Below are 22,877 nucleotides of genomic sequence, written 5' to 3' on the forward strand. Positions count from 1 at the left end.
CGTTGCCAGTTACTGCGAGGGAGTCGGTGCGGCAGGGGTCGAGCTCGTCGATGAGGACGGTGCGGAACTCGTCGCACTTGACGACACCGGTGTGTCGGAGATGGTGACCGTGCCTGTAGCCCACGGCGGCACCTCTTCGCTTGGTGCAGCCGGTGTGCTGCTGCTGATGGAGCTGACCGCCGTGGTTGAGGACGGAAGCGTCGGCACCGGAAAGTTCTTCACGTCGGGGTCCGCTGTCGGCACGCCGTTCTCGTCGGTCGGGCGGAAGTCGTGCTTACCCGCAAGATCAGCGGCTAGCGATGCGAACCATGCCGCCGTCCACGCAGCTGCACTGATCCCTCCGGTCACCGTCGGCTGCGCGTACGAACCGTGCTGCTGCGCTGCCTGCCAGTACCGAGTCAGGTTCGCGACGTCCAGAAGTTCCGAGTTATCAGAGACGTTCTCCTTCACTGCTGTGAACGCCTCTTGGGTCCACCGTGAAACCGTCGTTGGCGGTACCAGCTTCACCGTCGCAGCGAGTGTCTTTGACCCCAGAACGCCCAATGCTGCGACCGGGTTCGCAAGCCCCACGGTCCCCAACTCCACGAGGGTCTGCGGTTGCAGAACTTCCTTGGCGACCGACACGACGGCGTTAAGCCCGATCGTGCCGACCTTCATCAGCGCCTTGATTCCGTCCTCGACCGTCGGCATGGCCGTTCTCGGATCCGAGGCGGTCTCGATGCGCTTCGACACACTGACCTGAGGCTGATACGACAGATCCTCCAAGGTCTCGCCAGTGAAATCCTCATTGATCACCGGGATTGCGGACTTCACAGTTGTCGCAGCCAGGGCCTCGGCGATCGACGACAGGCTCTGCACCGGATCGGACTGATCCAATGTCGACGAGCCCGCAATGTTCGCCACGATGTGCGTGATCGGCGCATCAGACGGCGCATCACATGCCAGGTCGCCGCCTTCACAGCTTGAGGCGACTCGGCCGTCGAGGTCCCCGAACGTCGTTGTCGATTCCTTCGTCGGTCCGATACCACCACCGGTCGCCGTCGGCACCTCACGAGGTGCCAGTGCCTCCACCGCCGCACCGTCTGTACCCGGTGCCGGGTCCGGTGTCGTTGCACCGTCCTTGCCTGGGAACAACCCCGATCCCGCCGGACGGGTCGGATCACCGAAGAGGCTCGCGCCGGCCACCTTCTCCGCAGGAATTGGCCCGCGACCGAAGCCAATGTCTTTCAACAGGATCGACGCCGCGTACGCACCCTGGCTGTACCCGGTGTACGCGAACGCCGTATCAGGGCAGCGGCCGGCGATCTGCTTAGTCATTGCCGTCGCACGATCGACCGCCTTCTGCGCGGACACCTCGAACGGAACCTTGGCGCCCGGCACTGCCCCACCGAAGCCAGCCGGGTAGGGAACGTATGCGCGCTGAACCATTGACCCAGCCATCGACAGCAGTGGTCGCATCACCTGCGCCAACATTCCGCTGTCGGTCGTCGGCGACGCGTCCTCCGACGACTCACCCGTTCCCTGTATCGCCAGGACGAACAACGACGGGCAGTCGCTGGACGCCTCGGCGTGAGCGATCGGCGACGCTGCCACCGCAACCGGCGAGACCACCGCAGGAACGACCAAAGCGGCCACGAACCGCGACCGCCAACGGAAAGACTTCGCTTTCACAGAACCTCCCAAGCGGGACGATCCGCAAGCAGCGTCCTCCCGCACCGAATCGACTGAACGCCGCCCCACACGCAGAAAGCCAGCAGCACGACCACTCGGATCGTGCTGCTGGCTTCGGTATGAATCGACAGACACAGGACCTACCTCAGAAGTCACGAGGTAGGCACCCAAGCCCGTACACTAGGCACGGGCCTGCGATGTCTTTGGTGCCTACCTTCTACATCGCTGGTTCCAACCAGCTCGCGGCTCCTGAGTGCAGGTTTTGACCGTCCAAATCATCAACCTGCACTCGGGACCGCGAGCGTCTTCTTTCGCTGCTTCCCTCCCGATCCAGCTTTCGAGGATCTTGCTCTCCCGATCGCTGGAGGCATCCAGTTCTTCAGCAGGGATCACATTACAGGCATCTATGTATGCTGTCTAGAGGTGTCTATATATTGCCCATGTGGCATATATGTATGTCACAATCCAGTATATGTCATCCGTCACTGGCACATGTTTTCGGGCGACCCTGGTGTCCTTGACATGACTGTTCAGATCGCCCTTTAGGGTTGGTGCTGTGAATGACGACTCTGGCTCCGACTTCGGCCGACGCATCCGCGCCCGGCGGGAGCAGTTGGGCCTCAGCCGCCCTCAAGTGAGCGAACGAAACGGCCCGCCAGCGATCACCCTGTCCAAGATCGAGAAGGGCGAGACGAGAGCACCGTCGGCCGCCACCCTCAGCGCACTGGACACTGCACTCAACTGGGCTCCTGGTTCGGCAGCACGACTTCTTGCCGACGGTGCAGAGCCCGTGGTTCTTCCCGCGGACGCACATCGACTACAGCGCAAGTTCATTACCGCCGACCCAGGCGCCCCGCTCACCGCGTCGCGGGTCGTCGAACTCACGAGAGCCGCGCACCAGCTCGAGGAAGTCACAGCTCGGCATCCCGGGATGCTAGACCTCGTCGAGGCGAACAAGGCGATTCAGCTAGTGACCGATCGCTACCTCCGCACTTGGCTTATCTCGTTGATCGAGTCATCGACCGACGAACCCGGACGTATGCCCGCTGATCCCATCGTGGACGTCATGCTCGCGGAGTACCTGCGTAAACCCCCAGCAGACGGACTCGGCGATGAGGACCTAGCAGATGTACTCTACGTCCGGTGGCTGATCGGGCAGCTCGATGAAGAATCGGTCGAACCTGCTCAGCTTGCTGTCCTGCAAATGAGGTGGGCCGCCGCCCGCGACAAAGACTGATTAGGGGGTCTCGATGCGTCCTGACCTGTATGCCCAGCGACTCGCAGTGCTTCTCGAAGCCCACCATCGCCGCGAGCAGCCGGCCATGACATCCGAGGAACTCGCCCACCAGGTGTCGCTTGTCACGCGAAGTGTTGTACCGGCGGTGATCGTCGACGAAGCCCTGGCCGGCACGGCACTGCCTCCTGATGAAGTCACTCAGGCGATCGTTCAGGTGCTTGATAGCGAGGATGTGCTGTTTACGGACTCCCCGGAGGGGGCTGATCTTGAACATCGTCTGCGTGTATGCGCCATCGTCCGCGACCGGTACAGGGACGGCGGCACGAACATCATCGCGCGCGGCACCTCACTTAGCCCCCGACAAACTCGGGAGCTTCTCGCGTTCCTCGAGGACGAACCGACTTCGCCGGCTCTCTGATTACGCTCTCGGTGCGAAGTCCAACCAGAGACCTCTCGGTCGGATCGTCAAGGTCTCATCGAACTCAAGCGCTCCCTCAGGCTCCACAACCGACCAATCGAGGCCCCGCACCATCTCGGCAATCACTACGGTGATCTCGAGTTGCGCGAACTGCCGACCGATGCAGCTCCTAATCCCCGTGCCGAACGGCTTATATGCTGCTGCGGGGTAGGAAGCTCCACCTGGCATGAACCGATCAGGAGCGAACTCGGCCGCGCTCGCTCCCCATACTTCAGGGTCCCGGTGCACAGCGAGTAACAGCACGAAGACCCACTCACCTGGACTGAACTGGTAATCGCCGAGCGCGGTGGCCTCTTTTGCTACTCGGAAGATCCCGGGAGCAGACGGATACAGCCGCAGGCTTTCGGAGATTGCTGCCCGCACCAGCCGCATCCGGGGGGCGTTCTCGAACGTGATCGGACCCTCGTCCGTCGTGGCTGCCACTTCCTCGCGCATACGCGCGACAAGCTCCGGACGTCGCCCCAGCTCGTACGCGAGGAACGCAAGCGTCGAGGCCGTGGTCTCCTGCCCTGCAATCAGGAACGTCAAGAGCTGGTTCTCGATCAGTTGTTGAGGCAGTCCCGCTTCGAGCATCGTGTCCAGGAGATCGTTCCCCGAAGCGGAGCCTGCCGACCTCCCTTCAACGACCTCGCGCACAGTCCCCAGGAGGAGATCGCGGTCTCGTTCGTACTGTGCCTTCTCCCCTGGTCTCTTCCCCACCAGCGGGATCGCAGCTTTCTGAACGTGCTGGAGCGCGCGTGCCATTGCGGCCGGAAACGCATGGGAGTTGTCCAGCATGTCCGGACCGAAACTGTACGAAAACCCCGCCCGCCCGATCACCTCGTGAGCTACTCGCGCGAACAGTGGTTGCGCTTCACGGTTTCCGGGTGCGGCCTTAAGCGATTCCACCAGAGACTGTGCGGTCTCCAACATGACCCCGAAGTACCGGCTCATCGCATCCTTGGAGAACGCCGGCATCAGAGCTTCATGCGACTTCTGCCACGAGTCGGACTCCGTCACCGCGGTGAACAAGCCGTCGCCGACCAACGATTCCAGCTGCTGAATCGGACGGCCTTCGTATCTCTTCCAAGACGCCTCGTCGAAGGCCTGCTCCGCAAGACTGGCCGAGCCGACGAAGGTCAAATCGGTCCCCATGATCGAGCGTCGGTAAATCGGCCCGAGGCGCTCCATCATCGCGAGTGTCGCCGTGTTCGGGTTGACCCGATCAATCCCGATGATGTCTCCAAGGAGTGGAACACGGTACGGAGGATGAGGGATGGTTGCCATGCGTATCACCGTAACGGTGCGCGCTCACGGAGCGTAGTAGGCCTCCCACCCCATATCGGCGCGACGGGCAAGCTCGAATACCGCGGCCTCATCCCTGCTCCACGGCAAGACTACTGCTCGCCGGAGCACTGGTCCTTCACACCGCGCTAACGCTCCGCGGACAGCCTCGTACCACTCATCGACCTCGGCGGCACGCAGCTCGTCATCTGTCATCCACTGAGAGAGCAGCAGGAGTGCGTCCTCGATTTCGATGAGAGTGCGGTGAAGATCTTCCTCCGGCTCGGTCAGTTCTGCCGGCCGACTCAACCTGACCTGAGGAAACGTACTCATCAATGTCAGCCACAGCTCTCTGAGCTGCCGGACCTTGCCTTCTGCTGGTGACGAAGCCAATCGATTCGCCACCGACACCACCACGACAGGCATCAAAGACACCAGCAGGATCCCCACGGGGATCACCAGCAGCCAATCAGTCGCGGCCGCCCGATCCTCCAGAGCTTGCTGCAGATCCCCTGGAGCCGTGTGCGATGTCCTCAGCGCCGTGAGGATACGGAACGAGTGATCGAGCACCGACAGCGCCGCCACGAACACGCACATCGCGCCGATGACACCGTTCATCCGATGCCCTCCGCTTCCGAACCCTGCTCGTGCGGCAACCCCGCCGGCGAACAGAGCCCCGATAATCGGCATGGCCGCGTACACGATCCCATAGAGACCGATCCGATTAGGGAACTCCTCGATAGCCCGGTTCTGAGCCAGAGCAGGGTACGAGACAACGGCCATCACTGCGATGCATACGAACGACGGGAGATACACCAGTGCGACGGTTCTCCACCAGCGCTTCTTCGGCATCCGAAAACCGGTGCTCCAAGCCACGCCGAGCGCGATGAGAACCGAGCCGCCCAACACTGCACAGCTATGGGCCATGAACCGGACCCACGCCAAGTTGACGCCGGCAGCGTGAAAGCCCGCTTGCACCCAAGGCTCCCGAAACGCGATCACGCCCAGCCACAGGGTGATCGCCAGCCATGCACACCACTCGAAGCGGCTCTGCTTGACAATCACTGCGCGGGCCACGATCGCGATGAACATAACGAACAGCAAGCTCATCGAGAATGCCGGATTCCACGGTGATGTGGCGACAGTTTTCAGCGGCGCAGACGGATCACTGATCATGCGCGCCCTCCGCTCCACAGCGAGAGAACCCGCGCATAGTTTCGTTTGGACCGCGCCGAGCTGTCCGACACCGATAGAACTGCGAGCTTCGTTCCAATCAGCTCCGCTTCCGCCTCGCTGCGATCCCGGCCCTGTCTAGGCGGGTCGGCGGGCCCGAAAACGGCCTCGATCATCGCTGGCGACATCCCCGCTACGAGGGGATGCTCCCCGGACTTCAGCGTCTCTTCCAACGGTCGCGCTTCATGGTGGCCGCAGAGTAGATGAGCGAACTCGTGAAACACCTGCTGCCGCTGATGGCGTGGACTCCTCGACGCGTCGTACCAGATCACTGCCTTGCTCCCCTTGACTGCGACTAGGCCGCACTCCCCCGTCAGCAGGTGGTCGCTGTCAGGGTCAGATCGACGTAGCTCGATCGACATGCCCAGATGCTCCGACAGCCACCTCCGAAACTCATCCACTGTCCAGGGCGGTTGAAGATGGACTCGTTCGAAGACAGCATCCACCAGTTCCTGCCTCGGAGAACGTAGAGCACCACTCCCCCTGCGACGCCGGACCTCCATGCACCGGAGCATACGACCCACACCGCCTCCCATCCGTGGTCGGACAGGACGAGTATATGACTAGATGACATACTGGAAGTCATCTACCAACCGGGTAAGGAGGTATCCCCGAGGACCTTTAGGAAGATCCCGCCGACACGCCGACGCAGATGCACGACGATCAGCTAGTTGTAACGCATGCTCGAAGCTGTAACGCACGTAGAGGAGGTGGGCCGAGATGGCCGATCCGCGATACAAGCGAACCGTCACAGCGAACTTTCGCCTTGACCCTGAGGTGAAGAACGCCGTTGCCCAGGCCGCCCGGGAAGAGGGCGTGTCGATGACGCAGTGGCTCACAGCGGCTATCGCTGACCGCGCGTGCAGACCCGACCTCATGCCGTCGCACACACGGCAGGAGGTGATCAGCCTCCGCGACTCCGCATAACGACAAACGCCCCCGGTAGTAACCGGAGGCGTTCGCCAAATCTGAATATGTGCGATGCGAGTTGCCGCTCGAATCGCTAGCTACCCCGAAGGGACTGAGTTTGCCGCTCACGTCTCAGAGTAGCGCGCACCCTGAAACTGTCAAGCCAACTGGCTTCGTGTCGTCGATGGCGCGTGCGACCCTATCGGTCGACGTCGACGTCCACCGTCCTGCCTGCTCGGGCACCGGCCCGCGAGCGGCAGGACTCTACGCCCGAGCATGCGGAATCCGCCTGTACCCGGGATCGTCCCGCACCCGTCGTCGGCGCGGGCAGATCCGTACCGGCCCAGCGCTGCTTCGCGCGATCGGAATCCACCAGCCGACTACCCTCGCTCTGCCGGCCACAGCACACCTCGGCATCGCCTGCTGGACTACCGACATCGACTGGTGCATGAAAGCCGACCTCGCCTACCAGCTCTACTACCTCACCGTCCGACCGCTCGTCTGCGACGAGCAGGGCCGCGGCGGTGTCAGCCGGACCTCCTTCCGCAAGGTCTGCGCCAGCATGGCAACCTTCGCTGAATGGTCGACCGGGCGGCGCTGCCGGCCGGCAGTGGGCACCCTCGTTCGTCTGACCGGACTGTCCAAAGCCGTCGTCCAGCGTGCCCGCCGCCTCATGCGCGCTCTCGGCCTAGCCACCGAGGTACTGCGAGGCAGGCAACGTACGTACAGGGAAAGGATGGCTTCGTGGCGGGTAGGAGACCGCGGCCGCGGCTGGGCCTCAGTATGGGCACTGCACCCCCCGCGTAATCCACAGGTCAGCCGCCTCAAAGAACGACTGGACCCTCGTAACCCTCACTCGGTGACACCCCATCCCCTACGGGGTCCCTTTAGGGATCCCTCTCACGTAAGAAGAACTCAACTAGACAGCGACACAGGCTCCGCCTGTGGAAAAAACCGCCGCGCTTCGCGCGTCAGCTACGACGGGAGGACCCGAAGCCGTCGGAACTACCCCCCAGCGGACCCACAAGGGGTCAAACTGGCCTCTCGTTGGCTCTCTGACCCACAAACACCGGCATGGGCACGACGACACTCTGCCGCAGGCTGGGCACGTATCCTCGCGGCACCAGCCGCTCACGATTGGCAAGCTGCCGACATTAACCAGCTCATCGTCGACTACCGCGGAATCACCGGACACTGGATCGCCAACACCCCCCGCCACCCGATCAAGCTCCTTGCCGGCATTCTCCGCTGGCACGGTGCCGACAACCTCGACGACCGACCAGCCGCCGCGATTCTCGCCCAGGAGGCCGAAGCCCTCGCCCGTCGCACCGCTCGTGAAGCGTGCCCTTTGTGCAGCGAATACGGGTGGCTCCTCGACGCAGACGGTCTTGAGAAGGAGCCGGCCGTGCGGTGCCAGCACTGACCCGGACCAACTCCAACGCCTATCAGCCGCAGCACACCGCACCGGGCTGCACTGAACTGCACCGCACTGGGATGTAGCGCACTGGGATGTAGCGCACTGCAACGCACTGCGGCACACCACAGTGCAACGCCCTGCACTGCACCGCATTACACCGCCTTGTAATGCAGGCGAGTGCACTGTACTGTTATGCGCACCGCTGCAACGCGCTGCTATCGGTTGTATGCGAACGCACTGCACTGTCACGCACTACAGTGCAGATTGAAGCCCTGCACTGCAATCTAGTGAGAGGTAATTAAGTATGCCCAGTTCAGCGCCCGTCTACGCCATTGCAAACCAGAAGGGCGGAGTCGGCAAATCTGCCACTGTCCTTGGTCTAGCCGCTGCGGTCTCCCATAGTGGTGGTCGCGCACTGCTGGTCGACCTCGACCCACAGGCGAACATTACGACGGGCCTCGGCGTCGAGATCGACGACGACACTCCCACCATGAGCGACCTCCTTGCAGACCTGACGGAAGGCGCCGCCCTCGACGTCCGAATCAGCACCTCATGGCCGGGCATCGACCTCCTGCCTGCTGAACTCGCTCTCGCCACCAGAGATACTGATGGAGCTGCCGATATGCCATACCGGCTCCGCGCCGCGTTCGAGGGCGTCGACCTGAGCGAGTACGACGTGGTCCTCATCGACTGCCCTCCAAGCCTGGGACGCCTCCTGCTCAACGGGTTGTACTTTGCCGACGGCATGATTCTGGCGACGGAGGCGATGGTCGACAGCGTCCGGGGCATCGAGAACATTGTCGAGACCTCGAAGTTCGTTCAGAAACAGGTCAATCCGAAGTTGAACATCAAGGCGATCGTCATCACTCGGCGGGAGAAGACCGGCGAACAGGACTTCCGTGAGGAAGAACTGCGCGACGCATACGGCAACTTGAGCGACGGGGGACTGGTCGCACGAACGGTTACGCCCAAGCGAGCGGCGTGGGGCGATGCACACGGCACAGGCCAGTCAGTGTTCACCCTTCGCGGCGATGGCGCGCTAGCGCTCCAAGTGGCATTCACCGATCTTGCGCGTGAGCTGGATCTAGTGGCGGCAAAGTAGGGGAGAGGGGAACTGATTATGGTTGAACGTCAACGCGTCACCAAACGGCACGAGCCGCATCCCGCCGACGCACAGGCGACCGCCAAGCCTGCCGAAGGGGTCTTACCGCCGGCCCCGGCGGTTGCCGATGCCCCGCCGCCTGTGAAGGAGCGCCCCGCAGCCAAGCGGCGAGTGCCGGCAGCCTCGGCGTCGAGCCCAAGTGAGTCAGCCGCCGAGGACGAGGGCCCTAAGGTCCCGACTTCGTTTCGATTGCCACGGCCCCTGCTGAACAGGCTCGACAAGGGATCCCGTGTGATTCCGGCCGAACTCGACAAGAACGTCTCGAAGAACCAGATCGTAGAGATGGCGATCGACCACTACCTCGCACAGTTCAATATCTAGCAGTGCAATGCAGTGCAGTGCATTGCACTACACAGCGCATTAAGGTAGAACGTTAGTTCGATATGCTGATGTGATGAACACCGAACTAGGCGGCCCAGCCTGCGACCTCGTGTCGCGGACAGGTCCGCCTGTTCGCATTCAGTGGGAGCCTGGCCGCAATGAGATGGTGCGGATCTGCGACCCTCCGATTCCCGTCCTCGTGTCGATGAAGGACGTGGATCCGTCCGCCGGAGCGCTGGACTTCAAGTCCAACAAGAACCATCCGAGTCTTCGGGTACGTGCGGCAGGACTTCGGTTCGAACCCGTAGAACCTGCTTCCTTACTGGCGTGGGTAAAGCTCTGTGACGGTCAATGGCGGGCGATCGTGTTGGTGGAGCTGCACAGTTCAAACGGTCGAACAGGGCTCACGATCCCCTTGTACGTCAGCCACACGGTAGTAAGAAGGAGGAACGCTCGTGAATGAAGGGGCCAACGAACCGGCTGGGGGAGTGGTGGACCGTCGCCGGCCCAAACGGCAGCGCCACTCCCTCTCGGAGCTGGTCGCGATTGTGCGGCCGCCGGGCAACCCGCACGGTGTGCGGGCATTCGCCGCAGACGAACTCGAGGAGGCCGCCCAGTACGCGGCAGAGTCAGGCGGCGAGGTCGAACACCTTGCCGAGTAGCTCGACAGACCAAGTCTTATTGAACGAGAAAGCCCGGTTCCCGTCTCGATGGGGGTTATCGAGACAGGAACCGGGCTTTCGCTTGCGATCGTAGCGATCAGGGAATGGCGATGTAGTACGAAACACCTTTGCTCGCAGGGGTATTCGAGGTGATCGACACCAGATCAACGCCCGATCCGATCCAGTATTGCTTGCGAGCCAGGACAGTCCCAGCCTTCCGCGTCCCACGAACACTGATGAACCGTTCGTGGTTGAACGGCGCCACCGTGTTGTGGAACACGAACTTGATCACGGCGCGGCAATTGTCGGAAGTGAATCCCCTCGACCGCAACGTCACCTGAGCAATGCCTGGGCGGCGGGGGTCGTTCTGAAGGCCGGCATGGATGCTGCCCCGGCATGCACCGTTGTTGCCGACTGTCCAAACTTCTTCGCCCATGACACCGATGCGCGGAGTCTCGCGCATCTTCGCCTCGGCAGTGCCGGCACCAAAGAGCCCGGCCGCGGCGATCATGCCGCAGAGAGCAACCAGCACTGTCTTCATTATTCTCGTCATGTTTCAGATCCTCCCGATTCGGTTGTGGGTCACACCGTACGGGGCGGCATGGGGATCCGGCCGGCCAGTACGAACTCAGTGGCTGCGTTCGCGGCGAGGAGGCGGTGGGCGTCTTCGGTGAGGGCGCGGGCCAGGGGAGGGGAGTCGGTGCTGGCTGCGGCGTGGATGAGGCTGTTGGCGGTGAATCGGATTTCCATGGGTGCGACGGCGACCCATCCGGGTGGGGTGGTCTCGAGGTCGACGCGGGCGGCGAAGGAGCCGAACATTGATAGATGGCGGTACACGCTTTCGCTGGCCAGCAGGGCGAGTTCGGGATCGCGGTGGTGCCGGTCGATCGCGCTCTCGGCGATGGCACTGATGGTCCGGCCGAACAGGTCGATACTGATGAGTGTGGTCCACGGGCCGGCATCGGGGTCGGGAGGGTTGCCGGCCGCCAGGGCCTCCGCAGTGACGGCCGAGGCCGTGGCGATCTCTCGGGCGATGAGCGCGAGCTCAGCCGCGCCGATGTTCTTGGAATCGTTGGTGGCCGCGCGCAGTGCCAGCCGATCGTCGACAATCAGCTCACACGTGTGAGCGGTCAGAAACAGCCCGTGCGCCGCCGCGGCGTGACGCCGCAACTTCTCTGCCATTTTCACCGTCTGGCTCCTCTCACACGAACTGTCCCACAAGCAACGACCCCCGCATAGTCTCAAATCCTGTCTCGCCGTCGGTTCTCCGATGCTGACCGCCTGCACCGTCGTGCGAGATTCGATCAGGGGAGCGTGTCAGACCCTCGTGGCATGTTCGAGCGAAGGAACCGATCGACGGCGATGAGGGAGCTTGGCATGGGTGAGAGTTTCTGGAATCGGGATCAGCTTGCTGTGTGGTCCCGGCCGCAGTGGGGATTCCTCGAGAACGAGCCCTTCGTGGCTCTGCTCGACGCGGGATACGGGTGGCGGGTGACCGCGGTGGATCCGCCGAAGGTCCGCCGGCGGGGGAGTGCGCCGATCCGGGTGGTGCACATGGCCGATCGCTTCGGTCGCGCCCTGACCTTCGACGTTGCAATGGACACGAACCGGATGAGCAAGCACGCGACGTTCTGCCGGCCCCTGGATGAGCACGTCCTGATCGCGGACACTCTCAGCGCCGCCGCGCACCTGGGCACCAGTGACCCTGCGGGCAGCTTCACTGACCTGGAGAACCTGCCTGGCGTTTACCGCGTCGCCGACTTCCTCCGCCACCGATAACCCGGCCTTCCCAGGTAGCGGTCACGGTGGTGTCGGCGCCATGCGGGCGTACGTCGCCTGGACGTCAGCGACGCTGGCGCGGTGTCCGCCGTTGGAGCGTTCCGCGAGCACGGCGGTGATTGACAGGCCGACGCGCTCGGCCGCGGAGACGACCTGCCCGTCTAGATCTGTGATCAGGGTGTCGAGGTCGTCGACGAGCTGCTGCCGGGTAGCGGCGGCTTCCTTCCACCGGGAGTTTGCTCCCGGGGCGCTCATGCCGGCCGCGTAGCCGATCTGCTCCCAGGTGCGGCCCGCCCGCCGGGCGCGGGCGATCGCGACATCGATCGCCACTGCGGCCGCCCGATGCGCCGCGAGGGCGATGGAGATCTCTTCGTCGACGTCGACGAGTCGAAGGTGCTCGTGTCGCCAGATGGCCTTGGCTGCCTCGATGAGGTCCTCACGCCAATCCAAGTCCGCGGTCGCGTCGTCGTCGGCGTACACGCGCCCGGCGGCAACATCTTCCAGACTCGGTGACGGCACGCGAATCCATCGGTCCCTTGAGGCCCATCGGCGTCGGTGCGATCGTAGTTCGCCGGTGTTGCGCTCGCAGTCGCACACGATCTGCCACGCGATGACCTCGCCGGCCGGCCGCCACGCGTCCTCACCCGGACGGCCGATGCCGATCATGGTGACGCCATCGCGCATCGTCGATGCGCTGGTGCCGGGCTCGTCCACGAAGAGTGGCTGGATCCACATGTCGTGGGTCTCGTCGTCGGTGCTGTGTATCCATCCCATGAGTGCTAGGGTAGCGCCATGATGTTAAGTAATCCAGATAATCTAGATCTGGACGTATTAACTACTACTGGATACCTTGCGTATCACTCTGATGCGTATTGCTGTCCTTCGACGGGCATCAACTTGAGAGAATAGGGCGATGCTGGTTGAGATTCTGTACTTCGAAGCGTGCCCGAATTGGGAGGAGACCCTATCGCGGGTACGGGAGGCTGCGGCAATCGTAGGGTGTGAGATCGACATACGCTGTCGGCCGATCTCGTCGGATGCGGAGGCGTCCGCGTCGTTGTTCGCTGGCTCGCCGACGGTTCTGGTTGACGGAAGCGACGCTTTTGACGACGCGGTTCAGGTTGACGAACTTGCGTGTCGTGTTTATCGCACCGATTCAGGCTTCGCGGGGTCACCGACGGTCGAGCATCTGGTGTCGGTGTTGCGGGCCCGCAGAGGTCCTGACTAGAACCCTTGGGGCACTTCGCGCCTGGGTCGGCATGTCCGATCACCGTGATCGGAACTCAGGAGCGTGTCGAACGTCGGTTGGCTCGAGGGTTCTCTGCGAAGTATACGGCTAGGTGTTGCTGCGGCGTTCGATGAGGACGACGTCTCGCCAGTGGCCGTTGTGTTGGCCGATGCGTTCCCGTGTTCCGACGGTGCGGAATCCGTGGGCGTGGTGCAGAGCGAGGCTGGCGTGGTTCTCGGGGAAGATTCCTGTTTCGATGGTCCACACTCCTGCGGTTTCGGTGGAGTCGATGAGCGCTTGTAGGAGTGCGGTGCCGACGCCCTTGCCGGAGTGGTTGGGGTCGACGTACACACTGTGTTCGATGACGCCGGTGTAGACGCACAGGCTCGATGCCAGGCGATGCGGCGATCCATCCGGTGACGTTGCCGTTGGGGTCGAGGGCAACGAATCGGTGGTCGGGTAGGTGATCGCGGTCGAACTCGGACCAGGTTGGGGCGGCGGTCGCGAAGGTTGAACCGTCCTGGTCCGGTCGGAGACCTGGATTAGGCCACCTCGGGTGTCGAGGGGACGGTCTGACGGTAGCGCGCCTCATGCTCGGTCGGCGAGATGTAGCCGATTGACGAGTGCAGACGCTCAGTGTTGTACCAGTGCACCCAGGCCGCGGTCTCACGCTCCGCTGATGCCTCACCTCTTGCAGTGCGGCTGCGAATGCTGCCGCTCGATAGCAGGAGCCGTTGTCAGTGACGATGCGTTCGATATGCGTGATCCCATGGGCTGCGAACCAGGCTCGGGCGCGACCAAGGAACTCGACCGCGGTCACCGCTTGCTCGTTGGGTAGCGCCTCTGTGTAAGCCAAGCGCGAGAAACCGTCGATCGCGGAGTGCAGGTAGACGTAGCCGGTTCTGGTTCCGCGGGTCTTGGTCCGGGCAACCGCTCGGGCTTGAGCGCTGTTCTTGCCGTGCACGCGCCACCCGCCGCCGTCGGGTATGCGACCTACCTTCTTGACGTCGAGGTGGACCATGTGGCCGGGTCTCCGAGCCAGGATCTGCTGCGGCTCGCGATTCGTTTCGCCGCATGGGTCGATAAACTTGCGCCGGTTGAGCTGCAACTGCGCGAGGATCCGGCTGACGGTTCGCCGGCTCACGCCGACCCCTTGCTGTTCGAGCTCGAACACGATGCGTGCAGCCGACCATTTGTGATTTCTGCGCATCAACTCGATTCGAGCCACGACGTCGCCCGGAGTCGCGGTGGGTTGCCGGCGCGGGGCGGACGGCCGGTCGAGCAGACCGATGTCGCCGTACTCCCGGTAGCGGTTGACCCACTTTGAGGCCGTTGCCCGCGAGATCCCCATCTCGGCGGCGACGTGCGCGATCGGCCGCGTACGGCATCGCTCAACGAGCCGGCGGCGGCCCTCTACGGTCAAGGGCGCATTGCGATGAGTCGCAGGGCGCAAGGTCACGCCCCAACTGCTGTGGCACCGGCATCCAGCAAGCCGGTCAGGTGGTCGACCGCGACATGGCAGTGAATCCTCACGCTGTCAACGAGCGTCTCCTCGTCGGCGTAGAACCCCGGATGATGGTTCGCGAACATGCCCCGCCCGCCGGGTGCAGCCTCGAGTCTCGGGGATGGATCCATCGCCATCTGGGTGTCTTGGACGCCGAAGAGCAGGTAGATGCCGCCGAATTCTCTCACGAACACCGAGACGTCGTCGTAGCCCATCGTTGGAGGCACTTCGAACACCAGGCCGCGCGGGGTGCTGCGCCTCAGGGTCGGAAGTGCGGCATCGATCCACGCGCGCTCGTTGACCAGCGCTGGGACGTCTTGCAGGAAGCGAACGTCGACGGTGCATCCCTGTGCCGTCGCGTGCCCCTCGGCTGCCACCGACAGCGCTGCCTTGAGGTTGGCCAGGGTTGCCTCGTCTTGGCAGCGCAGCGTCCCGTGCACCGTGACCTTTTCGCCGACCACGTTGTAGCGCCCGATGTCCTCGACGTGGCCAAGGGTCACGGTCGCAGGGCGTGTCTGCTCGATCGTTCGCGTCACTGAGGCGGCCGCGGTGATGAATCCAGCGGCAGCGAGGAGCGGGTCGCGCGCAAGCCACGGCATCGCTGCATGAGCCTGGGTTCCGGCGAAGGTGACTGCCACCCGCGAGGAGGCCGCGAACTGGACGCCGGCCCGATAGCCGACCACTCCCCGTGGGAGAGGGGAGACGTGCATGCCGAAGACCATGGTCGGCTCGATCCCCTGGAACGCGCCGGCATCGAGCATCGCTTGTGCGCCGCCTTCCTCGTCGAGTGGCGCACCTTCTTCTGTGGGTTGGAACACCACGAGCGCCTCTCCCGGGAGTACGTCGCGGATCGAGACGAGGACTCGTGCGGCCGCGAGGACCACCGCCATGTGGCAGTCGTGTCCGCAGGCGTGCGAGACCGGTACCCGCTCGCCTGTCTCACCACGGGCCTCGATTCGTGAGGCGTACGGCAGCCCGGTGGCTTCCTTGACCGGAAGCGCGTCCATGTCTGCCCGCAGAGCGATGCGACGATCGAATTGCGGAACGGCCCTGCCGCGGATGGTCGCGACGATCCCATGCCCGGCCAGTCCCGATCGGATGTCGTCGACCCCGATCTCGCGTAGCTGTTCGATGAGGTAGGCAGCAGTCTGCGCTTCTCGGTTTGAGAGCTCGGGGTGCTCGTGGAGGTGTCGTCGCCACCGGACCAGGTCGGCCGCGGCGTCGGTGACCGCTTCGTCGATGCGGGCGTAGATAACAGCATCCCCGACTCGGGCAGAAGCTTCGGACGTCGTCTTCACGCGATCGATCCCTTGAGCAGTTCGACGAGAGCATCGCTGTGGGTCAGTTGTGGATGGTGCCCGGCACCCGGCACCGAGATCAGCTCCACGTTCGGAAGAGACTCGAACTGCTCAACCGCGCCTGAGGTGAGTGGATCGTCGGCTCCGGTGATGATGCGGACCGGACCGCCGAAGCGCGTCAGCGCCTCCCGCAGTTCGGCACGCCACTGCTTCGAGCCCGCACGGGCAAGCTGCTCGGCGACTCTCTTGGCGCTGCTTCGCTTGAGGTCGCTGACGCTGGACTCGAGAGCGGCCGCGCTCGCTTCTGCTCCGGTCAGTTGGCGTGAGAGCCGTGCCGGGTCCGTGTGCCGCAGGTACGTGCATACGAGTGGCCGCAGTCGTGCCGTCGCACCCATCGGGGCTTGGAGGAAGAACGGTGCGATCAGCGTGAGAGATTTGACCTCGCCTGGGAACCGGTCAGCTGTCACCACTGCCGCGGCCGCACCGATGGAATGGCCGATCAGGTCGGCGGGCGCCCCGGCCAGCACCGCCGGCAGCCACTGTTCCCAGTCCTGAACACCAGTACCGCCGCTGAGACCGAGGCCGGGCAGGTCAAGGACGCGCGCGTCGATGCCCGACGCGACGTCAGCCCACGTGTCCGCGTTCACGGGCAAGCCCGGAAGTATCACCCGGCTCGATCCCGGTACGCCGAGCTCGAATGTCCGGAGGGAACTGGCGTCCACGAATCGACGGCCGTCAGCCATGGCGGCGCCAAATCGATGCGCCACTAGGTAATCGGCCCATCGCTCAAGGGACACCAGTGCGTCGGGCATCCGGATCCCGTGTCGGTCGGCGAACTCCTCGGCGGACTCGGTCGGGTAGCGGTCGGAGGACAGGAAGGTGAGCGTCTCCGGATCTGCTTTGGTGATCCGCTGCGGGAGCCGCTTGATGACACCGATCGGCATCCGCATGCGCGGGACCTTCACGCCGAGATGACGGCCGACGTGCGTGAGCAGGTCTGCCAGCGGCGGAGTGTCGTCGTCGAGAACCCAATAGGCTTGGCCCGCTGCACCCGGATCGACCGCTGCTGCTGCCATGAACGCCGCCAGGTAGTCGACTGTGACTACCGGGAGGAACGTCGATTCGTTTCCTGGCAACGCGGCTGCCGTGCCGTCCCAGATCTGCTCGATGGTGGTCGCCAGGCCGATGTGCTGGTCGGACTCTCCAGTCGCGCTGTCGCCGATCACGCTGGACGGGTTGACGATGGTCCAGGGAACTCCGCACTCCTGTGCTCGGGCCTGGAAGATCGCGTCAGATTCCACCTTTGACGCTTCGTAAGCGCCAAGCTCCTTGTAAACCTCTGTGCGGTGGTCATCGGACCACGGAATCGCTGACGGGTCTTGCCCGCCGACGCGGTAGCCCGAGACGTGCACGACTCGCTGCAGGTTGGGCAACTCGGCGGCGAAGTCGATCAGCTTCTCGACGATGCCGACGTTCGCGCTGCGTGCCTCGTGCGCGGTCATCCCAAATCGGTAGGACCCGGCACAGTTGTGGATCTCGGTCACCTCCGCGAATGCCGATGGGCCGCCGGCGACGATCTCAGCAGCGTCGAAGTCGACGATCGTCGTACTGATGCTCCGTGTCAGGCCGTGCTCCCTGAGCCACTGCTCCACACGCGCTCCGGACTCGGCGGTCCGAACCGCCGCGGTGACGTTCGCGCCAGCCGCGGCAAGGGCCAGGACGAGGTGTCGGCCGACCAGTCCCGAAGCCCCGAAGACCAAGGCGTAACGGGAGTCCCCACGCGGTGTCATCGCGTCCCTCCAACTGTCTGGCAGCGCTGGCTGATGAGTTCCGCCACGACGTCGGCGGCGGACACCAGCGGTTGGGTGCTCTGCATGGCGCGCGAAACGATGACCGCGCCCTCGATCGTCGAGACGACAACGGTCGCCAGAGACCGGGCCTCATCGGCGCCAACCCCGCTAGCCTCGAGGAACGCGGCCGTCGGGGAGATCCACGACTCGAAGGCGGTCGCGCACGCCTGGCGCAGTCGCTCGCTATCCGCGCCCATCTCCAGAGTGACAACGGAGACCGGGCACCCCAGCCGGAAGTTGCTCTCGCTGACGATGGTCGTCAGCGCCTCGATCGCGGCGCGGGCAGCCTCCGCGGGACCGCCCGCGGCAACCGCGGCCTCGACAATCAGCGTCTCGAACTGCTTCGCCGCAAGCTCGACCGCGGCCACGCCCAGGCCCTCCTTCCCGTCAGGGAAGTGGAAGTAGATGGACCCCTTTGGGGCTGCGGCGTGTTCGATCACGGCGTTCAGCCCCGTGCCGCTGTAACCGCTGGTCTGGATCAGCTCGAGCATGGACTCAGCGAGCCGAGCCTTTGTCAGGTCTCCTTTGGATGCCATGCCCACAGAATAGACTGGTCTACATATTTTGCAACCTAGTTGGAGGCGCCAACAACGTCATGGCCAGCAACATCTAGATGTTCCGTACGGTTTGTGTGGGAATGCCATACTTCAGGCGTGCTCCGAGACCTCGGCGCGACCTCCTGGGCCGTGGCCTACCACCTCCGCGCCGTAAGAACCGAGCGGGGAATCAGCCTGCGCGGGCTGTCCTCCCTGATGAAGGAGGTTGAGTATCCGATGAGCCACGCGACCCTCTCGGAGATCGAGAGAGGCGACCGCCGCGTCACGGTTGACGACCTGACGGCCCTGGCTGCTGCTCTTGGTATAGCGCCCATCGCGTTCCTGCTCCCGGTGCCTAGGGACGGAGACGCTGACCCAAACGAGACCGCGAGGCTGACGGGCACCCCGGAGGTGCCACTGCGCCAGCTCACCGATTGGGTACGCGGCGAGTCCCCGCTGAAGGACGAGGACGACTCCTACGCCGTCGAGACGTTCCGCCGCGCCTCCCTACCGCGCTGGCTCTGGAAGGGTTGAGATGGCAAGGCAGCAGCTCCCGCCCCAGATCAAGAAGAAGATCATCGGCCAGGACGCCAAGGGCCGCGACGTCATCCGCTACGAGGTCGTGGTGGACGTCGGAGACCGTGCGGACGGCAAGCGCAAGCAGACCCGTCGCCGATTCAAGACCGAGACCGAGGCGCGGGCGTTCCTGTCCCCAATCCTCGGCGACAAGACGCGGGGACTGCACGTCGCTCCCAACGATCTCACGGTCGAGAGAGCGGTAAGCAGTTGGTTGTCCTCGCAGCGAATCGAGCGCAAGACCTTCGAGGCGTACACCAACAATCTCCGTCCAGTGGTCGAGCAATTCGGCCCTCGCGCAATTCAATCCGTCACGAAGGACGACATCGAACGTCTGGTGAAGGCGCTCATCGACGGCAGCACACCACGTGGTGTCTGGGCCGCTACCAGCATCAACCCGATGCTTTCGCGGCTACGGTCGCTGATGGACGACCTGATCGGCCAAGGAGTGCTCTCCCGCAACCCGGCGCGGCTGGTGAAGAACGTCCGCCGCGAGGACACGTTGAAGCCCGACCCGCCGAAACGGACGACGCTCACATCTGAGCAGGTCCAGCAGCTCCTGGAGCACGTGAAGAACACCCAAGACGAGGTACTCATCTTGTTCTCGCTACTTGGGCTACGGCGTGCTGAAATCTGTGGTCTCCGTTGGTCGAACGTCGATCTCGACGCGAAGACGCTGACCGTCGAATGGCAGGTCGTTCCCACCAGCATCGGCACCGAAGTGAAGAAGCGGACGAAGACGACCGCAAGTACCCGTACACTCCCCCTACCTGAGCACGCGGTGAACACCTTGACCCGCGCCCGCCGTCGATACCTCCGGGAACGCATGGCGTCCGGCTCAGCTTGGGCAGGTGACGAGGATGGCCATGTCTACTGGCAGCCCTCGGGCGCTGGTTACGCCCCTGGTACCGCCGATCAGCGCTGGAACAAGGCTATTGCCGACACTGGTCTCCCACGCCTGACCCTGCACGAGGGCCGACACACCGCCGCCACCCTCCTCCTGCTGGAAGGTGCTCCCCTCGCTGTGGTCGCCGCCTGGCTCGGCCACGCCAGCGCCGACGTGACACTGCGGGTCTACGCTCACGCACAGAAACAGGCGGTTGAGGCTGCTGCCTCGGCGTTCGACGCCATGTACACCACCAAGAACCCCGCTAAGTAGCCGCCCGACGGCGGGGCAGGGGTGGCATCATGCTCGCGCGCAATCGCCTATGTCACGTCCCTCGCTCTAGGGCTTCGTAGCTTCAAGGAACTTCCCGAGCGCGTCGAGATTGTGAGCCCAGAGGATCGTGAGTCCATCGTCCTGTGCGGCCTTCAGATTGTGGACCTTGAAGACGCCTGCGATCACGGCTGTAGGCACCGCGCCCAACGTGCCGAACTCAGCAATCCACGCTTTCGCCTTCACCGCCGCGTCGTTGTTCAGGCGCTTGACGCTATTGGTGAACGAGTTCGATACCTTGCACTCGATGGGCATTACCCGACCGTCCTGTAACCGAACAATCAAGTCCGCTTTACGCGTGCCGAACTTGCTTTCACGGCAGAACTCTCCCGGCGCGGGGGCATCGTTGAGGGTTGAGATTGTCCGTGTAGGCACCTGTGTCCAGTCCTGGCCAATCAGGTAGTCGGTGACCAATTCCTCCTGCTCGTTCTTCGACTCGTTGCGGCGAGCAGTCTGCATCTTCTGGGTGGCGATGAGAGCTGCTGTCGAGATAACGGCAACCTCACGCTCGGTCTGTGTCGGCTCCCGATCCTCCGACACCCATGGGAAGCGGCTGCGGTCCAGTCCCATGAGTATGGTGTCGATGACCCGCTGTGCTCCAGCGCCATCCTCGGCCCTCAGTCGCTGAGCGCTGAGTGTGGTGTTCGCCAGCACCTTCAGGTCGTCCTCACTGATCCAGGGCGAAGCGAGGAAGCGTATGGCGGTCCTCATCTCTGAGCGTACAAGTAGGTCTACTGCGTGCTCCTTGAGTAGCGTCAAGTCCACTGTGCCCTCGATCAACTCATCGACGGCGAGGCGGAACTCCTCGAACTTGTCGAGGTACTGCTCAAGTGGTTCCCCCATCCGCGCTTCGGAGAACAATGCCTGAGACTTCGCGGCGTCCTCGGCGAACTGTTCTTCGGTCCAGCGGGGTGGCGGAACCTGAGCCACTACGAGACCCCCACCTTCAGTATGTCGATGTTTGGTACCACCAGCCGTTCCATCTCCTTCGGCTCGAACTTCGTCAGTCCTCCCGCGTACGTGCGTCCTGAATCGAGGGACACAGCGCCGCGTAGGTACTCCCCAAGGTTGTCAAGGACAGTCGCGCTCAACGGCTCTCGCGGATACAATCCGTGGGCAATGTTGATGTGCCGTGCATCGGCGTCATTGCGCACAAACGTCGGTGGCCGCCGAGCCATGTACGTCGCCAACAGCGGTGCTGCGTTGCGCAGACCCACGCTCCACCATGCCTTACGGGTCGAGGCTATGTAGCCCTCGTTCACCTTGTGCCGCTTGGCTATCCGCAGGAACTGATCAACTTGCTTACGGTCGGTAGCGTCGAGTACGTCCAGGTCCACTGGTAGGTCGATGACCACCTTCAGCCCTTGGTGGGACGTCAATCGCGCTCCCGCGCTGAACAGCTCATGTGCCTTGGTGACGGATGGGAACAGGACGGACTCAGGCAGCTTGATGCTGTCGCGGCGCTGTACCCATATGGCGTTAGCTCCTGTGACCGCGCCACGGTGCACGCGGCACAGTTCACCCAGCTCGACATAGCCAGCAGGAATCTTCGGGGTAACACGGGTCAGCACGGACCATCGTGATGACTCCGCCAGACGCTGACGGGACACCCGACGCCCCTTGGAGAGGTTGCCGAGGTCGTCAACCCTCTCCACCCGCCGCAGCTTGATGGAGGTTGGCGCTGCGCCCACCTTGAAGCAAGTGATCGCTCCGGTTGTCTGAGCGTCGGCGAACGGTGCAGCGGACGGGTCGAGGACATGGATTGAATCACCGCCGAGTCCATCGAGCAGAAGCTGTCGCACCAACGAGCCGTAGTTAACATCCATCCACTCGGAACCGGTAATGAATGCGCCGAAGTCGCCCTTCTTCCCGAGTTGCGCTGTCGCAAGGAAGAAGTGGACGTGCAGCCCAGCGAGCGCAGAGGCTTTGAAGCCACGGGCCTTGGCGGTGCTTAACAGCCACTTCTTCCACTCGGCGGCGATCTGATGGTGGCGGACATACGGCGGGTTGCCGATGAACAACGTTGGACCGTGGACTTCAGGGAGTTCTAGGGAGCGGTAGTCACCTAGCCGGACCTCGGCACGGTCATGGAGGTTGTGGACAGCAATGTTCGCCCGCAGCATCAACGCTGAAAATGGGTCAACTTCGGCGGCAATGATGGACGACTTCGGGAACCTCTTGGCCGCCGCCAGGAGGTACCGGCCTGAACCCGCGCCGGGATCAACGATGCGTACTGGTGTACCTTGTTCCGCAGCCCAGGAAGTCATCGCGGTGATGATCGAGGGCGGGGTATATGTCTGCCCGAGCGGGCGGCGGTCAGCGGGAGTCAGGATGCGGCAGTAGGTGTCCCCGAGCGGGTCGCCGCCGCGCTCGATGGTCTTGCGCAGTCGCCGCAAGGCGTCCTTCGTGAGCGGCAGCTCGGTGTCAGGAATCAACGCACGTTCAGCATCGGACAACGTGCCCACCGTGCAAGCGCCCAAGTCTGCCGCCAGGCGCGCGAGGTCGTGAAGGGTCGTTATGCGGCTCATATTCTGTAG

The 22,877-nt window shown here is 63.6% G+C and carries 24 protein-coding genes and 1 pseudogene; 10 read left to right on the plus strand and 15 right to left on the minus strand.

The window, feature by feature from the left end; translation table 11 throughout:
• Positions 1 to 9: 9 nt before the first annotated feature.
• Positions 10 to 1,635, minus strand: coding sequence for a cutinase family protein (locus GSI01S_RS16530; RefSeq protein WP_244874926.1), 1,626 nt, complete (start codon positions 1,633 to 1,635; stop codon positions 10 to 12).
• Between the two features lie 592 nt (positions 1,636 to 2,227).
• On the opposite strand from GSI01S_RS16530, the gene GSI01S_RS19880 reads away from it, so the two are divergent.
• On the plus strand, positions 2,228 to 2,908 hold the full coding sequence (locus GSI01S_RS19880; RefSeq protein ID WP_006897760.1) for a helix-turn-helix domain-containing protein: 681 nt from the start codon (positions 2,228 to 2,230) through the stop codon (positions 2,906 to 2,908).
• Between the two features lie 13 nt (positions 2,909 to 2,921).
• Positions 2,922 to 3,326, plus strand: a complete 405-nt coding sequence (locus GSI01S_RS16540; RefSeq protein WP_006897761.1) for a hypothetical protein — start codon at positions 2,922 to 2,924, stop codon at positions 3,324 to 3,326.
• Here the strand turns inward: GSI01S_RS16540 and GSI01S_RS16545 are convergent, their stop codons facing one another.
• From GSI01S_RS16545 to GSI01S_RS20705, 3 genes are read right to left on the minus strand one after another with little or no spacing between them, the layout of a single operon-like run.
• Entirely contained in the window at positions 3,327 to 4,652 is a 1,326-nt protein-coding gene (locus GSI01S_RS16545) for a cytochrome P450 (protein ID WP_006897762.1), read from the minus strand.
• Between the two features lie 24 nt (positions 4,653 to 4,676).
• Complete coding sequence (locus GSI01S_RS16550; RefSeq protein ID WP_006897763.1) at positions 4,677 to 5,825, minus strand: DUF6545 domain-containing protein; 1,149 nt, start codon at positions 5,823 to 5,825, stop codon at positions 4,677 to 4,679.
• Complete coding sequence (locus tag GSI01S_RS20705) at positions 5,822 to 6,418, minus strand: ImmA/IrrE family metallo-endopeptidase (RefSeq protein ID WP_369403327.1); 597 nt, start codon at positions 6,416 to 6,418, stop codon at positions 5,822 to 5,824. Before GSI01S_RS20705 ends, GSI01S_RS16550 begins: the two co-directional genes overlap by 4 nt.
• 184 nt (positions 6,419 to 6,602) lie before the next feature.
• On the opposite strand from GSI01S_RS20705, the gene GSI01S_RS20795 reads away from it, so the two are divergent.
• From GSI01S_RS20795 to GSI01S_RS19625, 4 genes are all read left to right on the plus strand, one after another.
• Entirely contained in the window at positions 6,603 to 6,809 is a 207-nt protein-coding gene (locus tag GSI01S_RS20795) for a hypothetical protein (RefSeq protein ID WP_006897765.1), read from the plus strand.
• 1,703 nt (positions 6,810 to 8,512) lie between these two features.
• Positions 8,513 to 9,310 carry a ParA family protein gene (locus GSI01S_RS16565; RefSeq protein ID WP_006897767.1) on the plus strand — a complete coding sequence of 266 codons (798 nt, stop codon included), beginning with the start codon at positions 8,513 to 8,515 and terminating at the stop codon, positions 9,308 to 9,310.
• Between the two features lie 18 nt (positions 9,311 to 9,328).
• A complete protein-coding gene (locus GSI01S_RS19885; RefSeq protein ID WP_006897768.1) occupies positions 9,329 to 9,691 on the plus strand; it encodes a hypothetical protein in 363 nt (120 codons plus the stop codon).
• A 455-nt stretch (positions 9,692 to 10,146) separates the two neighbouring features.
• Complete coding sequence (locus tag GSI01S_RS19625; RefSeq protein WP_006897770.1) at positions 10,147 to 10,353, plus strand: hypothetical protein; 207 nt, start codon at positions 10,147 to 10,149, stop codon at positions 10,351 to 10,353.
• Positions 10,354 to 10,450: 97 nt separating this feature from the next.
• Here the strand turns inward: GSI01S_RS19625 and GSI01S_RS16570 are convergent, their stop codons facing one another.
• A complete protein-coding gene (locus tag GSI01S_RS16570; RefSeq protein ID WP_006897771.1) occupies positions 10,451 to 10,894 on the minus strand; it encodes a hypothetical protein in 444 nt (147 codons plus the stop codon).
• A gap of 41 nt (positions 10,895 to 10,935) precedes the next feature.
• Complete coding sequence (locus GSI01S_RS16575) at positions 10,936 to 11,535, minus strand: hypothetical protein (RefSeq protein ID WP_039867947.1); 600 nt, start codon at positions 11,533 to 11,535, stop codon at positions 10,936 to 10,938.
• Between the two features lie 195 nt (positions 11,536 to 11,730).
• Here GSI01S_RS16575 and GSI01S_RS16580 point away from each other — a divergent pair, with 195 nt between their 5' ends.
• Positions 11,731 to 12,132, plus strand: a complete 402-nt coding sequence (locus GSI01S_RS16580) for a hypothetical protein (protein ID WP_157225335.1) — start codon at positions 11,731 to 11,733, stop codon at positions 12,130 to 12,132.
• 21 nt (positions 12,133 to 12,153) lie between these two features.
• On the opposite strand, the gene GSI01S_RS20380 is transcribed toward GSI01S_RS16580, so the two are convergent.
• A complete protein-coding gene (locus tag GSI01S_RS20380; RefSeq protein ID WP_006897774.1) occupies positions 12,154 to 12,906 on the minus strand; it encodes a hypothetical protein in 753 nt (250 codons plus the stop codon).
• Between the two features lie 139 nt (positions 12,907 to 13,045).
• Here GSI01S_RS20380 and GSI01S_RS20800 point away from each other — a divergent pair, with 139 nt between their 5' ends.
• Entirely contained in the window at positions 13,046 to 13,360 is a 315-nt protein-coding gene (locus GSI01S_RS20800; RefSeq protein WP_006897775.1) for a DF family (seleno)protein, read from the plus strand.
• Between the two features lie 108 nt (positions 13,361 to 13,468).
• Here the strand turns inward: GSI01S_RS20800 and GSI01S_RS20570 are convergent, their stop codons facing one another.
• From GSI01S_RS20570 to GSI01S_RS16620, 6 genes and pseudogenes are all read right to left on the minus strand, one after another.
• Entirely contained in the window at positions 13,469 to 13,711 is a 243-nt protein-coding gene (locus GSI01S_RS20570; protein WP_006897776.1) for a GNAT family N-acetyltransferase, read from the minus strand.
• Between the two features lie 191 nt (positions 13,712 to 13,902).
• The gene (locus tag GSI01S_RS20810) at positions 13,903 to 14,088 is read right to left on the minus strand and encodes an integrase core domain-containing protein (protein ID WP_081598143.1); all 186 of its coding nucleotides are present in this window, start codon (positions 14,086 to 14,088) and stop codon (positions 13,903 to 13,905) included.
• Positions 14,034 to 14,813: pseudogene (locus GSI01S_RS19900) on the minus strand (helix-turn-helix domain-containing protein); the annotation flags it as partial. The gene GSI01S_RS20810 and the pseudogene GSI01S_RS19900, both read right to left, overlap by 55 nt.
• Positions 14,814 to 14,815: 2 nt before the next feature.
• Positions 14,816 to 16,162: a M20 metallopeptidase family protein gene (locus GSI01S_RS16610; protein ID WP_006897778.1), complete on the minus strand. Its 1,347-nt coding sequence runs from the start codon at positions 16,160 to 16,162 to the stop codon at positions 14,816 to 14,818.
• On the minus strand, positions 16,159 to 17,952 hold the full coding sequence (locus tag GSI01S_RS16615) for an alpha/beta fold hydrolase (RefSeq protein WP_006897779.1): 1,794 nt from the start codon (positions 17,950 to 17,952) through the stop codon (positions 16,159 to 16,161). The genes GSI01S_RS16610 and GSI01S_RS16615 overlap by 4 nt, the downstream gene beginning before the upstream one ends.
• Complete coding sequence (locus GSI01S_RS16620) at positions 17,949 to 18,548, minus strand: TetR/AcrR family transcriptional regulator (protein WP_039867949.1); 600 nt, start codon at positions 18,546 to 18,548, stop codon at positions 17,949 to 17,951. The genes GSI01S_RS16615 and GSI01S_RS16620 overlap by 4 nt, the downstream gene beginning before the upstream one ends.
• Positions 18,549 to 18,665: 117 nt before the next feature.
• Here GSI01S_RS16620 and GSI01S_RS19630 point away from each other — a divergent pair, with 117 nt between their 5' ends.
• A complete protein-coding gene (locus GSI01S_RS19630) occupies positions 18,666 to 19,082 on the plus strand; it encodes a helix-turn-helix domain-containing protein (RefSeq protein WP_006897781.1) in 417 nt (138 codons plus the stop codon).
• Position 19,083: 1 nt separating this feature from the next.
• Positions 19,084 to 20,283: a tyrosine-type recombinase/integrase gene (locus GSI01S_RS16630; RefSeq protein ID WP_006897782.1), complete on the plus strand. Its 1,200-nt coding sequence runs from the start codon at positions 19,084 to 19,086 to the stop codon at positions 20,281 to 20,283.
• 66 nt (positions 20,284 to 20,349) lie between these two features.
• On the opposite strand, the gene GSI01S_RS16635 is transcribed toward GSI01S_RS16630, so the two are convergent.
• Both GSI01S_RS16635 and GSI01S_RS16640 read right to left on the minus strand, forming a co-directional pair.
• A complete protein-coding gene (locus GSI01S_RS16635) occupies positions 20,350 to 21,270 on the minus strand; it encodes a XamI family restriction endonuclease (protein WP_006897783.1) in 921 nt (306 codons plus the stop codon).
• Positions 21,270 to 22,868 (minus strand): Eco57I restriction-modification methylase domain-containing protein, encoded by a 1,599-nt coding sequence (locus tag GSI01S_RS16640; protein WP_085950760.1) that lies wholly within the window; start codon positions 22,866 to 22,868, stop codon positions 21,270 to 21,272. Before GSI01S_RS16640 ends, GSI01S_RS16635 begins: the two co-directional genes overlap by 1 nt.
• Positions 22,869 to 22,877 lie beyond the last annotated feature (9 nt).

The organism is Gordonia sihwensis NBRC 108236 (assembly GCF_000333035.1).
GTDB classification, from domain to species: domain Bacteria; phylum Actinomycetota; class Actinomycetes; order Mycobacteriales; family Mycobacteriaceae; genus Gordonia; species Gordonia sihwensis.

What these genes read in the sequence shown, in the direction of transcription:
- GSI01S_RS16540 (WP_006897761.1), top strand. Translation starts at nt 2,922, where the DNA reads ATGCGTCCTGACCTGTATGCCCAGCGACTCGCAGTGCTTCTCGAAGCC.
- GSI01S_RS16545 (WP_006897762.1), bottom strand. Translation starts at nt 4,652, where the DNA reads ATGGCAACCATCCCTCATCCTCCGTACCGTGTTCCACTCCTTGGAGAC.
- GSI01S_RS16550 (WP_006897763.1), bottom strand. Translation starts at nt 5,825, where the DNA reads ATGATCAGTGATCCGTCTGCGCCGCTGAAAACTGTCGCCACATCACCG.
- GSI01S_RS20705 (WP_369403327.1), bottom strand. Translation starts at nt 6,418, where the DNA reads ATGGGAGGCGGTGTGGGTCGTATGCTCCGGTGCATGGAGGTCCGGCGT.
- GSI01S_RS20795 (WP_006897765.1), top strand. Translation starts at nt 6,603, where the DNA reads ATGGCCGATCCGCGATACAAGCGAACCGTCACAGCGAACTTTCGCCTT.
- GSI01S_RS16565 (WP_006897767.1), top strand. Translation starts at nt 8,513, where the DNA reads ATGCCCAGTTCAGCGCCCGTCTACGCCATTGCAAACCAGAAGGGCGGA.
- GSI01S_RS19885 (WP_006897768.1), top strand. Translation starts at nt 9,329, where the DNA reads ATGGTTGAACGTCAACGCGTCACCAAACGGCACGAGCCGCATCCCGCC.
- GSI01S_RS16570 (WP_006897771.1), bottom strand. Translation starts at nt 10,894, where the DNA reads ATGAAGACAGTGCTGGTTGCTCTCTGCGGCATGATCGCCGCGGCCGGG.
- GSI01S_RS16575 (WP_039867947.1), bottom strand. Translation starts at nt 11,535, where the DNA reads ATGGCAGAGAAGTTGCGGCGTCACGCCGCGGCGGCGCACGGGCTGTTT.
- GSI01S_RS16580 (WP_157225335.1), top strand. Translation starts at nt 11,731, where the DNA reads ATGGGTGAGAGTTTCTGGAATCGGGATCAGCTTGCTGTGTGGTCCCGG.
- GSI01S_RS20380 (WP_006897774.1), bottom strand. Translation starts at nt 12,906, where the DNA reads ATGGGATGGATACACAGCACCGACGACGAGACCCACGACATGTGGATC.
- GSI01S_RS20800 (WP_006897775.1), top strand. Translation starts at nt 13,046, where the DNA reads ATGCTGGTTGAGATTCTGTACTTCGAAGCGTGCCCGAATTGGGAGGAG.
- GSI01S_RS16615 (WP_006897779.1), bottom strand. Translation starts at nt 17,952, where the DNA reads ATGACACCGCGTGGGGACTCCCGTTACGCCTTGGTCTTCGGGGCTTCG.
- GSI01S_RS16620 (WP_039867949.1), bottom strand. Translation starts at nt 18,548, where the DNA reads ATGGCATCCAAAGGAGACCTGACAAAGGCTCGGCTCGCTGAGTCCATG.
- GSI01S_RS16630 (WP_006897782.1), top strand. Translation starts at nt 19,084, where the DNA reads ATGGCAAGGCAGCAGCTCCCGCCCCAGATCAAGAAGAAGATCATCGGC.
- GSI01S_RS16640 (WP_085950760.1), bottom strand. Translation starts at nt 22,868, where the DNA reads ATGAGCCGCATAACGACCCTTCACGACCTCGCGCGCCTGGCGGCAGAC.